Here is a 13210-nt window from a genome sequence, read left to right as displayed (position 1 = left end):
CCACTGCAGCACCACCAGGGCACCACGAAGGGGGTGCCTGTCCTAAACTGCGGCGCACCATGCCCCCGAACCCGCGATCCACCCAGTGGGCGCAGCTTTTTGCGCTGCCCGACCAACCTGCGTTGCCATTGCAGGCGCGCCTGCGAACCGCGGTGGTGCAGGCGATCCTCGAAGAGCACCTCGCGCCCGGTGCGCCGCTGCCCTCGTCGCGCGAACTGGCAGCCCTGCTCGGGCTGAGCCGCAACACCGTGACCTCGGCGTACCTGCAACTGATCGACGAAGGCTTCCTGGAGGCGCGCCCGCGCAGCGGCGTGTTCGTGGCGCACAACGCGCGCCCGCTCTCCGCCGTGCATGCCGAGCCGCTGGTCGGCCGCAGCGGCCAGGCGAGCCAGCCGCCCGACTGGTCGGGCCGCGTGCTGCGCTCGCTGGTCGACAAGCCCACGCTGTCGAAGCCGGACCGGTGGCGTGACTACCCGTACCCTTTTGTCTACGGCAACTACGACCCGCAACTGTTTCCGACCGAAGACTTTCGCGAGTGCTGTGCGCGCAGCCTGGCCCGCTCGCAGCTGCCGCACTGGACGCCCGACTTCGAGACCGACGATGTGCCCGACCTCATCGAGCAGATCCGCACCCGCCTGCTGCCCAGGCGTGGCGTGTTCGCGCTGAAGGAAGAGATCCTCGTCACCATGGGCGCGCAGCACGCGTACTACCTGCTGGCCGAGGCGCTGTTCGATGAGCAGACGCGCGTGGGACTCGAAGAACCCGGCCATCCGCATGCGCGCAACAGCTTCTCGCTGCGGCAGCCGAAATGGGTGGAGGTCGATGTCGATGAAGACGGCCTCGTGGTCGATGCGCTGCCCGCCGCCGACTACATGTTCGTCACGCCCTCGCACCAGAGTCCGACCACCGCCACGCTGAGCCTGGAGCGTCGGCAGTGGCTGCTGCGCAAGGCCGAGCTGCAGGACTTCGTGATCATCGAGGACGACTACGAGGCGGAGAACCTGTACGAAGGTACGCCGATGCCTGCCTTGAAGAGTCTCGACAAGACGGGGCGGGTGATCTACGTGGGGTCGGTGTCGAAGAGTTTGTCGCCGGTGCTGCGGTTGGGGTTCATCGTGGCGCCTCGGGCGTTGATCAAGGAACTGCGGGTGATCCGGCATGCGATGGTGCGGCATCCGAGTGCGTTTCTGCAGCATGCGTATGCCTTGTTTCTTTCGCTGGGGCATCACGAGTCGCATGCGAGGCGGGTGAACCATGCGATGCAGGAGCGGCTGGCGATTGCGGCGCAGGCGCTGCGGGATCATTTGCCGGATTTTGAGTTTCGGCTGCCTTCGGGGGGGGCTTCGATCTGGGTTCAGGCGCCTACCTGGGTGGATGCGACGGAGTTGTCTCTCATGGCTCGGAGCCATGGGGTGCTGATCGAAGCAGGGGACGTGTTCTTTGCACGGCCGCCGTATCCGTGTCCTTTCTTTCGGCTGCGGTTGTCTTCCATTGCGGCCTCGCAGATTCCGGCTGGTATCCGGGCTCTTGGGATGGCTGTGGAAGAGTTGGCTTTGGCGCGGGGCGAGAAGAGAGCGGCTGGGCTTCGTACGCATTGATCTGATTTGTTTTCCGAGGCCGGGTCTCGCCCCGGCAGGCGACCTACTTTTCTTTGCTTCGCCAAAGAAAGGTAGGCAAAAGAAAGGCGACCCCACTGTCTGCGACCCTCCGCTTCGCTGCGGGCAACCTGCGGTGCTCGCGTTTCGCGGGGTCTCGCAGAACTCGCTTCGCTCAAACAGCTGCGAGCCCTGATCCGCGAAACGCTGCGCTCCTCGGCGCAGCCAGAGGGGCTTGGGAACCGAACGGGCCATCGCTTTGCTCGGCTTGCAGTCGGGCCTTTGCTTCGCTCGGCCACCGTGCCCCCACCCCAGCCCTCCCCCGGGAGGGGAGGGAGAAAGACAAGACGTGCGACACCGGGCCTGATGCATTGCTCCTTCCCCTTCCGGGGGAAGGCTGGGATGGGGGCACGACGGCGCTCGCTACATGGCAGCGCCTCAACGAGCGCCGCGTGCCCCCACCCCAACCCTCTCCCCAAGGGGAGAGGGAGCAATCCAAGCCGAGCGAAGCGAAGGCCCGTGAACTGGCCGAGCGCAGCGAAGGCGTGTTGGTCCCCAAAGCCCTTCTGTATGCGCCGAGGAGCGGAGCGTTTCGCGGATCAGGGCTCGCCCTTGTTTGAGCGAAGCGAGTTTGGGCGAGACCCCGCGGAACGTGAGCACCGCAGGTTGCCCGTAGCGAAGCGGAGGGTCGCAGACAGCAGGGTCGCCTTTTCTTTGCTTACGTTCTTTTGGCGAAGCAAAAGAAAGTAAGTCGGCCGCCGGGCCGAGACCCGGCCTCGGAAAGAAAAAGAAAGCACATCCCCAATCAAACCCCAGGCCCCGCGGCGAGGGCGACGGGGAGGCCGACACGCCCCGTCTGAGTGCCATATGCACCAGAACAAGGGTATTCACGGACAAGCTGGCTCTATCCCCACCGCGTCGCTGGTACTTCCTGGCTGCAGTCGTTAAGTGCAAAGTTGCTCCGATTCATCCAACGGAGAAACCCGATGACCCCGTCCCGCCGTCTCCCCCTCCAACTCGCCATCCTGGCCTCCGTCCTCACGCTGTGCGGCACCTCCTTCGCACAGCAAACCAAGGAACTCACCTTCGCCCACCAGGACATGCTGGTCCCCCTGCGCCTGATCATGGAATCCGGCGAGGTCGAGAAAGCCACCGGCTACAAGATCAACTGGCGCATGTTCTCCGGCGGCGGCGACGTCATCCGCGCGATGGCTTCAGGCGACGTGCAGATGGGCGAGACCGGCTCCAGCCCGCTCACCGCGGCAGCCAGCCAGGGCCAGGACATCAAGCTCTTCTGGATCTCGGCCGACATCGCCAACGCCGAGGCGCTCATCGCCCGCAACGCGTCGGGCATCAACAGCATGAAGGACCTGGCCGGCAAGAAGGTGGCGACGCCTTTCGTGTCGACCGCGCACTACCAGCTCATGGCCGGCATGAAGATGGACGGCGTGGACCCCAAGAGCGTCAACGTGATGAACATGCGCCCGCCCGAGATCGCCGCCGCCTGGGAGCGCGGCGACATCGACGCCACCTTCATCTGGGACCCGGTGCTCTCCAAGATCAAGGGCACGGGCAAGACCATCGCCACCTCGGGCAGCATCGGCAAGCGCGGCGCGCCGACCTTCGAGGGCATCGTTGTCAACGCCAAGTGGGCCGCGGCCAACGAGCCTTTCATGATCGCGTTCGTCAAAGCCCTGAACCGCGCCAACGAGGAATACAAGGCCACCGGCAAGAGCTGGACGCCCGATTCGCCACAGACCAAAGCGATGGCCAAGTGGACCAAAGCCGACCCGAAGGACGTGGGCGCGGCCATGGCGCTCTACACCTTCCCGACCATGGCCGAGCAGGTCTCGCCCGCGTGGCTGGGCGGCGGCGCGGCCAAGGCGATGGCGGGCACGGCGGCTTTCCTCAAAGAGCAGGGCCGCGTGCAGGAAGTGAAGCCCGACTACGGCGCGTTCGTGACCACCGTGTACGTCGACAAGGCGATGGGCAAGTAAGCCAGCAGTAACCAGATGCCCACGCTCGACATCCGCGACCTCACGGTCAACTACGCCGTCAAGGGCGGCACGCTGCAGGCGCTGGCGCCCGTCAACCTCACGATGCACGACGGCGATTTCGTCGTCGCGCTCGGTGCTTCGGGCTGCGGCAAGACGACGCTGCTCAACAGCATCGCGGGCTTCCTTCCGCCATCGACCGGCGAGATTCTTCTGGACGGCAAACCCGTCGTCGGCCCCGGTGCCGACCGCGGCGTGGTGTTCCAGAAGCACGCGCTCATGCCCTGGCTCAACGTGCGCGACAACGTGGCACTCGGCCTGCGCCTGGCCGGCATGGGCAAGACCGAGCGCGACCGCATCGCCGAAGACAAGCTCGCGCTCGTTGGCCTGCAGCAGTACGCAGACCGCGCGGTCTACGAACTCTCGGGCGGCATGCAGCAGCGCGTGGGCATTGCGCGCGCGCTGGCCAGCGACCCGGCCGTGCTGCTGATGGACGAGCCCATGGGGGCGCTCGATGCGTTCACGCGTGAACAGGTGCAGGAGATCCTGCTCAAGGCCTGGTCCAAGTCGAACAAGATGGTGTTCTTCATCACGCACTCGGTGGAAGAGGCGCTGTTCCTCGCGACGAGGCTGATCGTGATGAGCCCGAGCCCGGGGCGCATCTCGCACGTCTACGACAACGTGCCGTTCTCGCGCCAGTACCTCTCGCACGGCGATTCGCGCAAGGTGAAGTCCGAGCCCGAATTCATCCGCATGCGCGAGGAGGTCCTGTCGATCATTCATCATCGCGAGGCTGCCCATGCCTGAGGTCACCATCGCATCGCCCGTTGCTGCTGTTGTTGCCATGACGCCGCCTTCGAAACCCGCCGCACCGCCGCCACCCGCGCCCGGCGCCAAGCTCAAGACCAGCGCCTTCAAGGTGCCGGGCGAGGGCTCCAGCGTGGTCATCAGCGTGGTCACCGTGATGTCGCTGTTCGCGCTGTGGTTCCTCGTGACCAACATGGGTTGGGTCAAGCCGCTCTTCCTGCCGACGCCGCAGGCCGTGTTCCAGCAGTTCTACGAATACCTCACGGGCCAGGCCAACGACAAGCCGCTGTGGCAGCACTTCCTGGCGAGCATGTTCCGCGTGTTCTCGGCCTTCTTCCTTGCGTGCGCCACTGCCATTCCGGTCGGCATCGCGATGGGCATGAGCCGCTTCTGGCGCGGCATCTTCGATCCGCCGCTGGAGTTCTACCGGCCGCTGCCGCCGCTCGCGTACCTGCCGCTCATCATCATCTGGTTCGGCATTGACGAGCTGCCGAAGGTGTTGCTGATCTTCTTGAGCTGCTTCGCGCCGCTGGCACTGGCCGCGCGCTCGGGCATGCGCAGCGCGTCACAGGAGCAGATCAACGCCGCGTACTCGATGGGCGCGAGCTACATGCAGGTGATCCGCCACGTCATATTGCCCTCGGCGCTGCCCGACATCCTCGTGGGCATGCGCATCGCCATCGGCTTCGGCTGGACCACGCTGGTGGCCGCCGAGATGGTCGCGGCCAGCATGGGGCTCGGTCAGATGGTGCTGAACGCGTCGAACTTCCTGCGCACCGACATCGTCATCATGGGCATCATCGTCATTGGCGTGGTGGCTTATCTGTTCGACCTGCTGATGCGGTGGCTCGAGCGACGTCTCGTGCCATGGAAAGGGCGCATGTAGCCGGCGATACCGGCGACGCGGGCGGCAGCGCCGGCATCGTGGGCGGGTCGCCCAGCGGCATCATCGACTTCTCCAGGAAGTCGAGCATCGCGCGCATCGCCGCGCTGTTGTGGCGGCGCTGCGAGTACGCGGCATACAGCCAGTGGTCGCGCGGCATGTGCTCGCGCAGCACCGGCACCAGCGCGCCGCGCTCCAGGTGCGATTGCGCCAGCGGCTCCGGCACATAGGCCACGCCCACGCCGCGCAGCGCAAGCTCGATGAGCGCGATCGCATCGTTCGCTTCCATGCGGCTGTGCACCGCCACTTCGTGCGCGCGGCCGTCGGTCACGAAGGGCAGGTGCGTGGTCTGCATCAGCGCATAGCTCAGCACGTCGTGCCGGCCCATGTCCTCGGGCACCTGCGGAATGCCGCGCCTCGCCCAGTAGGCGGGCGATGCGCACACCACCATGTCGTACTGCACCAGCCGGCGCACGATGAGGTTCATGTCGTCGATGCGCCCGCCCGTCAGATGAATGTCGATGCCTTCCTCGATCAGGTCGATGGCGCGGTTGGTGAACACCAGGCTCACATACACATCGGGGTAGAGGTTGATGAACTCGGCGATCACATCCGACATCCAGCCCGCGATCATGCCGCTGGGGGCGCTCATGCGCAGCCGCCCGCGCGGATGCGAGCCGTGGCCCTGCAGGTCGTTGAGCGTGTTCTCGGCCATCGCCACCAGCTCGGTGCTGCGGTCCAGCAGCACCTGCCCGGCATCGGTGAGGCTCAGCGCGCGCGTGGAGCGGTTGAGCAGCCGCACGCCGCTGCGCGTTTCGAGTTCGGCCACATAGCGGCTGACCGTGGCCTTGGACATGCCGAGCGAGTCGGCAGCGCGGGAGAAGCTGCGACGAAACGCAACCTCGCGAAATGTTTTGATGAGATCGAGACCGTCCATGGATGCGCCCATTGTTCCAGCATCGGGGTTGGGGCTGTCAGCCGTAGGGGCATCCAGCAGGCTTTCTGCGGCAGGCAGATAATCCGCGCGGCGTGGCCGTCCCCCGCGGCCCGCCAGTCCCTTCGAGGAGACTCACGATGATCAGGATCAGGATCAGGATCAGGATCAGCGTCAACGGCCAGGCCCGCGAGGCCGACGTCGAGCCCAAGATGCCATTGCTCTGGGTGCTGCGCGACGTGCTCGACGTCAAGGGCCCGAAATACGGCTGCGGCATCGGCCTGTGCGGGGCCTGCTCGGTGCACGTGAATGGCGAATTGGTACGTTCGTGTTCATTCCCGGCCTCGGCGGCCGATGGCAAGAGCGTCACCACCATCGAAGGCCTCGCGGTGCGCGGCCAGCCGCACCCGGTGCAGGCCGCGTGGATCGAACACCAGGTGCCCCAGTGCGGCTACTGTCAAAGCGGGCAGATGATGGCCGCCGTCGCGCTGCTCAAGCAGAAGCCCAACCCCACCGATGCCGACATCGACGAGGCGATGACCAACATCTGCCGATGCGGCACCTACGCGCGCATACGGCCCGCGATCCATGCGGCCGCCGCGTCGATGCGAACGGCCGAATCGTCCGCCACACCGGCGAAGGGATAAGGCCATGACTGCATTCCTTCGCACATCGCGCCGCGAGTTCATCAAGACATCGGCCGCCGTGGCCGGCGTGGGTGGGGGCCTGACCTTCGGCTTCTTCCTGCCCACCGGACTCGCGCAGGCACAAGGCACTGCAGCTTTTGTGGCTACCGCACTGGCCGGCCACGAGGTCAACGCATGGGTCGTCGTGCGGCCCGACGAGACCATCGTCATCCGCTACGCGCGTTCCGAGATGGGGCAGGGCAGCATGACCTCCGCGCCCATGCTCGTGGCCGAGGAACTCGACTGCGACTGGCGCCGCGTGAAGGTCGAGTACGCCACCGCCAACCAGAACCTGCGGCGCAACCGCGTCTGGGGCGACATGGCCACCGTCGGCAGCCGCACCATCCGCCAGTCGCAGGACTACCTGCGCAAGGCCGGCGCCGGCGCGCGCGAGATGCTCGTGGCCGCCGCGGCGCAGCAGTGGAAAGTGCCCGCGGCCGAATGCACCACATCGCTCGGCACCGTCACGCATGCGCCCAGCGGCCGCAGCATCAGCTACGGCAAGGTGGCCACCGCCGCATCGAAGCTCGAAGCGCCGAAGGAGCCCAATCTCAAGGACCCGAAGGACTGGAAGCTCGTCGGCACCTCGGTGCGCCGGGTGGACATTCCCGCCACCGCCATGGGCGCGCAGCGCTACGGCATCGACGTGCAACTGCCCGGCATGCGCTACGCCGCCATCGCGCAGTGCCCCGTGTTCGGCGGCAAGGTAAAGAGCTTCGACGCCGCACGCATCCAGGGCCGGCGCGGCATCGTGAAGGTGCAGGCCTTCGACGAGTTCGTGGCCGTCATCGCCGACAACTGGTGGCGCGCGAAAGAGGCGCTGAAGGAGCTGCCCATCGAATGGGACTTCGGCGCGAATGCGGGCATGTCGAGCGCATCGATTCTGGACAACCTGCGCGCTGGCATCGCCGCGACCGATGCGGTGGTGGCGCGGCGCGAGGGCGATGGCGACCAGGCGTTCGCAAAGGCCGCCAAGGCCAAGCTCATCGAGGCCGAATACTTCACCCCCTACCTCGCGCATGCCACGCTCGAACCCCAGGTCTGCACCGCGTTGCTGAAGAACGGCAAGCTCGAAGTCTGGACCTCGACCCAGAGCGCCGACAGCTCGCTCACCGCCGCCGCCGCGGCCGCCGGCATCGCGCCCGAGAACGTCGAGCTGCATGCGATGCAGGTCGGCGGCGGCTTCGGCCGGCGCGGCGCTTCGCAGGATTTCGTGCGCTTCGGCGTGCAGGTGGCCAAGGCGATGGAGGGCACGCCGGTCAAGACGCTGTGGACGCGCGAAGAAGACACGCAGCACGACTTCTACCGCCCCATCAGCCTCATCAAGCTCAAGGCCGCGCTCGATGCCACGTCGGGGCAGCCGGTGGCGCTGCAGGCTCGCGTGTCGGCGCCTTCGATCATGGCGACCCTGTTGAAGATGCCGCTGCGCAACGGCGTCGACCCACAGGCGCTGGCCGCGATCGTCGACATGCCGCACAGGATTCCCAACCTGCAGATCGAGTACTCGAAACGCGACCTGAACGTGCCCGTCGGCTTCTGGCGCACCGTGGGGCATTCGCAGAACCCGTTCGTGCGCGAGTGCTTCATCGACGAACTCGCGCACGCGGCCGGCGCCGACCCCGTGGCCTACCGCCGCACGCTGCTGGCCGGCGCGCCGAAGGACCTGGCCATTCTCGAAGCGGTGGCGAAGGCGGCCGACTGGGGCAAGCCGCTGCCCCAGGGCGTGTTCCGCGGCGTGGCCGAGACCGAGGGCTACGGCAGCTACACCGCGGTGGTGGCGGAGCTGTCGGTCAGCCCGCAGGGCGAGGTCGCGATCCAGCGGCTGGTGCTGGGCATCGACTGCGGGCACGCGGTGAACCCCGACAACATCTCGGCGCAGATGCAAGGCAGCGCGGTGTTTGCGCTGACGGCGATGTTCATGGGCGAAGTGACGCTGAAAGACGGGCGCGTGGAGCAGTCGAACTTTCACGACTATCCGATGCTGCGGTTGTCGCAAATGCCCAAGGTGGAAGTGGTGCTTGCGCCGACGGGTGGGTTTTGGGGTGGGGTGGGCGAGCCCGGGCAGGCGTCGATCGTGCCGGCGGTTTGCAATGCGATCTTTGCGGCTACGGGGAAGAGGATTCGGGGGTTGCCGTTGAAGAATCAGGGGTTGTCGTTGAAGGCGTAGGTCTGGGGCGGTGCGAATGTTCGCGTGGCTATACTGCCGCCGTCGCGTCTAAAAAGGCGTGACCGGGATTGGACTCCCGAAGCATCTCTGCGACGAAAGCCGCAGTCACCCCGCAGGGTCTGCGGCTTTGTCGTTCGTGCCTCCAAGTTTTGGCGGCTCGACGGGCGGGCGCAAGCCCGGCCGGTTCTCGCAAGAGGTGCCCGGTAGTCCAACCCGTCGAGCTGCCGCCTCCGTTTGGACTCGGAAGCGGCGGTTTCAGCAAACCGCACCTCTTGGAGGCCATACATGGCTCACGCTCCCTCGTTCCCCGAATCTTCTGAAACCCTCAGCGCCGGATTGCTCGCGCTGCGGGCTTGCGATGACATTGAAAGTCTTCACGTTGTGCAGCGCGCATATGCGTGTCTCGAAAAGCTCATCGGGCCGCAGCACACGAGCGATATGGAAGAGGTCTGTCCGAGTCGGACCGAACTCAGCGCGTTGGTTGGGCTGGTCAATGAGGAGTTGCGGCGGCGGATCGAGATTGCCGATGCCACGATGCAGGTACTGCGCGTTGTCCTGATTGGAGGCGGTGCGAAGACTGCCTCTTGAGCGCGATCACGCATCAACTCTCGCCCGAGGAGTGAGCGGCTTTGAGGTCACGGACTGTGACCTCAAAGTCCGACAGCAGCTGCCGGCGCATGGCGCCATGTGTTCGCCGAGAGCCAGCATGAGAATTGGGCCCGACTTCTGGCCCCTGACTCAAGATGCTTTCAAGTCCTCGGCATACCCCGACAGAATTTTCTCGTCCAGGAAGTCAAGCCGCACCTTGAGGCGGGCCGCGTTTTCTGACGTCGGCTCTACGTTCACCGGAATCAGATGGTCTGTAGCTGCTCCACGCTCAGCTGCCTCAACCCACTCTTGCATCGCCCCTATATAGGCGTCGAGTGCCGTTGCTGGATTCGGGCAGTCTTCACCTGTGATGTAAGCAGGCGGAATATCTCCAGTTAGTACCCAGACCCAGTCTTCTCTCGCTTTTTGCGTCACAACGAACTTGAACAGGAAGACGCCAACGATGCCCGGGTAAGCAAAACCAATGCGATCTTCGATGATCGAATCGCACCAGACGAAGGATGTCAAGAACGCCCGAGCTTCTTGGTGAAGTGCTTTGATGGATTGGGCGTCAAGGTCAAAAGCACCGGCATTTGCGAAGTACTTGTTCCACTCGAAAGTCTTCGAAAGATCTGGCTTCAGGTTCATGGTTGGCTTCTAGAGGAACGAGAGTCTGACCCTGATTTTTTCCGAAGACGATGCCAAGCAGAAGGCAGAGGACTTCGTTTCACGCGCGTACGGTCGAGGCCATCCCGAGTTTGCAGCGATGGTCGAGAAGCAGACCAAGGTCGAGATGGAAACCGAGTGGTCGATCAGGCAGAGCATCGATGCGACCACAAAGCTCCAGACATTGCAGATGGAACGCGAGGACGACCGTCACCGGCAGTTGATCGACAGCATCGACAACGTTGCGCAGACGGTCGAGGAATCCAGTGCTTTCGCACGAGGCAAGAAGCTGGTCGAGCGCCATCCGTTCCTGACGGGGCTACTTGGCCCGTCGATCATCCGGAAGCTGTTTGGCCGGTGATGAACAAGGCCCAGCGGGGAGGCTGGGTCGCCAATCTAATCAGACGAACGGATTGGCCAGCCAACCGATTCAATATCACCAGTTACAACAAGATCGTGGACGACCTTTCTTATCACTGCCTGCGAGATCTCCTGCACCACGATCATGTTCTTCGCCCAGACGTACAGTCCGTTTGCGCATTCCCCGGTCTTCCCCCAACGAGCCATAAGCGTCACTAGGTTAGAGACAGTGAAGAAGGTCACGCTGTAAGCGCGGCCATCTGCAAGCTCGATGCGTACGTCAACGTTGTCATCTGTGGTCGGCTCATTAAGACCGGTGGGGAAGTGCAGAGAGAAATCCATCATTTACTTTCTTCCGAAGGCTTTGAGCACTTCGTTGATAACGGACTGCTGGTTGTCTTTATTTGACTTTCCCAGAATCTCAGTTCCGTTCGGTGTTTCCCGAAAATAGACACGGCTTCCGTCTATTCCACGAGCTTCCGATAGACCATCACCAATGGGCTTGCTACCCATTCCAGGATTGGTATTGCCTTGTCGAATCTGCTCTAGAAGTCGATCAATACCATCTTGATTGGATTTTCCGGCCTTCTCAGCTTCTCTCACCAGTCGAGGAGATTCTTTGATTCTCGACGTGACTGGCGGACAATTTGGTGTGGTGGCTCTTCCGCCGCCCCCGCCTCCAACCCCAGAGCCACCGCCTCCATCAAGTGGCTCAAGGTCAGTCGGCTTGCGGCCGATTCTTGGAGCTAGCCCATCAGGATCAACGTAGCTCAGCGGGTTTCCATCTACATAGCCAAATCGATTCCACCCACCGTCGAGCCCAATAGGGTCACTCTGTGTGTATCGCCCAATGGTCGGAATGTAGGTCCTGAACCCGTTGTAGAACAGTCCCGATTCCTCATCCGCATACTGCCCTGGATACCTCAGGTTGAACTTCACCTCCGAGACCCCCGTCGTGCCCGGATTCGGCGTCACCTCCAGATTCGCAAACCGGTTCTTCGCCAGCGTCGGCTTGTCTTCCCCGAACGCGCTGTAGCTCCACTGCCAGACCGCTTGTCCATCCGAGTTCGTGAGCTTGCGCGGCGTGTTCAGGTGATCGCTGTGCACCGCATACGTGGCGCCGTCGATCACTGCCGCAATCGGCATCGGCCCGTTGGCCGTGGGCAGGTAGATGTACTGCGCCTGGCCCGCGCTCTGCGTGCCGCCGCTGCCCACCTCCGCGATGAGCGTGCCTTGCTCGTCGTAGACATACGCATAGCCCAACTGCTCGGCCTGCGTGGTCGAGGGGCTCCACAGCTTGGTGAAGAACGCGATCAGGCTCTGCATGAAGCCCGGGTCGGCCTCGTCGCCCTGGCTGGGCGGGTACAGCGGCTCGGTCTTGAAGACGCGCTGGCCCAGTGCGTTGTGCGCGTAGCGCGTGGTCGGGCTGGTGTCGGTGGCGCCGGTGGTGGAGGCCGCGAGGCGCCCTTCGGCGTCGTAGGTGTAGCTGCGCAGGCCATCGCCGAGCAGGTCGCCGTTGGCGTTGTAGCCGTAGGTGACGCTGGTGTTGCTCGCGCCGTTGATGCTCTGAGTGAATCCCGAGAGGCGATTGCTCGTGGCGCCCACCGTGTAGGTGCGGCTGGTGCTCAGGCTGCCGAGCATGCGCGTGCTGCTCGAGCGGTTGCCGTTGGCGTCGTAGCCGAAGCCGGCGGTGTTGCCGGTGGCGTTGAAGCCGGTGATGCGGCCCACCGCGTTGTAGCCGACGGTCCAGGTGACATTGCCGCTGCCGATGGTGTTGTGCGTGGGATCGGCGTCGCCGGGCTGGTAGAGGTTCTGCGTGAGGCTGGTGATGCGGCCGGCGGCGTCGTAGACGTAGCTGCTGAACTCGGTGGTGGTCAGGCGGCCCGCGGTGTCGTAGACGCGGTAAGCCGCAAGGCCCGGGCTCGGGGTGAAGGCCCAGGTCCAGGCGATGGGTTGGCCCAGCGGGTTCCAGGCGACGTTGGTGACGAGCGGCGTGCCGTTCAGGCTCAGGCCCGTGAGGCGGCCGGTGCTGTCGTACAGGTGCGTGAGCGTCGGGCCGGCGGGATAGATGATCGCCGCCAGCGTGCCGCTGGCGTTGTACTCGTACTTGACCTGCTGCACGCTGCCTGTACTTGCGCCTGTCGCCAGGGTCTGCTTCTTCAAGGTCACGCGGCCGAAGGCATCGCGGGTGTACTCGGTGGTGCCGCTGCGGTCGATGATCTCCGACAGATACCCCTTGCTGTTGGCCGTGAGGTCGTAGCGCAGCGTGGTGGTCTTGCCGTCGGCGAAGACGAGGCTGGTGGGGCGGCCCAATGCATCGCGCGTGATCGTCGTCGCCTGGCCGAGCGCATCGGTGATCTGGCTGGGGAGGCCGAGGTTGTCGTACTGGGTGCTGGCGGTGCCGATGTCGGTGCTGGCTTCGGCAGTGGCGTTGCCTTGGGCGTCGCGGGCGTAGGTGGTGGCGATGCCCTTGAAATCCTTGGCTTCGGTGACGGCGTCGAGGGCGTTGTACTTCAGCGTGGCGGTTGCG

The 13210-nt window shown here is 64.6% G+C and carries 12 protein-coding genes; 8 read left to right on the top strand and 4 right to left on the bottom strand.

Going from position 1 to position 13210, the window contains the following annotated elements; all coding sequences use genetic code 11:
• The first annotated feature begins 59 nt into the window (after window positions 1-59).
• From NU688_RS13820 to NU688_RS13805, 4 genes are all read left to right on the top strand, one after another.
• A complete protein-coding gene (locus NU688_RS13820) occupies window positions 60-1598 on the top strand; it encodes a PLP-dependent aminotransferase family protein (RefSeq protein ID WP_257861227.1) in 1539 nt (512 codons plus the stop codon).
• A gap of 983 nt (window positions 1599-2581) precedes the next feature.
• On the top strand, window positions 2582-3592 hold the full coding sequence (gene tauA / locus NU688_RS13815; RefSeq protein WP_257861226.1) for a taurine ABC transporter substrate-binding protein: 1011 nt from the start codon (window positions 2582-2584) through the stop codon (window positions 3590-3592).
• 15 nt (window positions 3593-3607) lie between these two features.
• Window positions 3608-4396, top strand: a complete 789-nt coding sequence (locus tag NU688_RS13810; protein WP_257861225.1) for a taurine ABC transporter ATP-binding protein — start codon at window positions 3608-3610, stop codon at window positions 4394-4396.
• Between the two features lie 37 nt (window positions 4397-4433).
• Window positions 4434-5282, top strand: coding sequence for an ABC transporter permease subunit (locus NU688_RS13805; RefSeq protein ID WP_257861855.1), 849 nt, complete (start codon window positions 4434-4436; stop codon window positions 5280-5282).
• Here the strand turns inward: NU688_RS13805 and NU688_RS13800 are convergent.
• The gene (locus tag NU688_RS13800) at window positions 5200-6216 is read right to left on the bottom strand and encodes a LysR family transcriptional regulator (protein ID WP_257861224.1); all 1017 of its coding nucleotides are present in this window, start codon (window positions 6214-6216) and stop codon (window positions 5200-5202) included. The genes NU688_RS13805 and NU688_RS13800 overlap by 83 nt on opposite strands.
• 137 nt (window positions 6217-6353) lie before the next feature.
• Between NU688_RS13800 and NU688_RS13795 the strand changes: the two genes are divergently transcribed.
• The 3 genes from NU688_RS13795 (at window position 6354) to NU688_RS13785 (ending at window position 9654) form a co-directional block, all read left to right on the top strand.
• A complete protein-coding gene (locus tag NU688_RS13795) occupies window positions 6354-6860 on the top strand; it encodes a (2Fe-2S)-binding protein (RefSeq protein ID WP_257861223.1) in 507 nt (168 codons plus the stop codon).
• 4 nt (window positions 6861-6864) lie between these two features.
• Window positions 6865-9066: a xanthine dehydrogenase family protein molybdopterin-binding subunit gene (locus NU688_RS13790; protein ID WP_257861222.1), complete on the top strand. Its 2202-nt coding sequence runs from the start codon at window positions 6865-6867 to the stop codon at window positions 9064-9066.
• A gap of 285 nt (window positions 9067-9351) precedes the next feature.
• Window positions 9352-9654: a hypothetical protein gene (locus NU688_RS13785; RefSeq protein ID WP_257861221.1), complete on the top strand. Its 303-nt coding sequence runs from the start codon at window positions 9352-9354 to the stop codon at window positions 9652-9654.
• Window positions 9655-9804: 150 nt separating this feature from the next.
• Here NU688_RS13785 and NU688_RS13780 read toward each other — a convergent pair whose 3' ends face one another.
• Window positions 9805-10302, bottom strand: a complete 498-nt coding sequence (locus NU688_RS13780; protein ID WP_257861220.1) for a hypothetical protein — start codon at window positions 10300-10302, stop codon at window positions 9805-9807.
• A 118-nt stretch (window positions 10303-10420) separates the two neighbouring features.
• Between NU688_RS13780 and NU688_RS13775 the strand changes: the two genes are divergently transcribed.
• Window positions 10421-10681 carry a hypothetical protein gene (locus NU688_RS13775; protein WP_257861219.1) on the top strand — a complete coding sequence of 87 codons (261 nt, stop codon included), beginning with the start codon at window positions 10421-10423 and terminating at the stop codon, window positions 10679-10681.
• A gap of 35 nt (window positions 10682-10716) precedes the next feature.
• Here NU688_RS13775 and NU688_RS13770 read toward each other — a convergent pair whose 3' ends face one another.
• A complete protein-coding gene (locus NU688_RS13770; RefSeq protein WP_257861217.1) occupies window positions 10717-11025 on the bottom strand; it encodes a hypothetical protein in 309 nt (102 codons plus the stop codon).
• Window positions 11026-13210 (bottom strand): RHS repeat-associated core domain-containing protein (locus NU688_RS13765; RefSeq protein ID WP_257861216.1); only part of this gene is annotated, 2185 nt, incomplete at its 5' end.

It is taken from the genome of Variovorax sp. ZS18.2.2, from assembly GCF_024701975.1.
Classification (GTDB): Bacteria; Pseudomonadota; Gammaproteobacteria; order Burkholderiales; family Burkholderiaceae_C; genus Variovorax.
The sequence above is the reverse complement of the archived record's forward strand: the minus strand, read 5'-3'. Positions and strand labels throughout refer to the sequence as shown.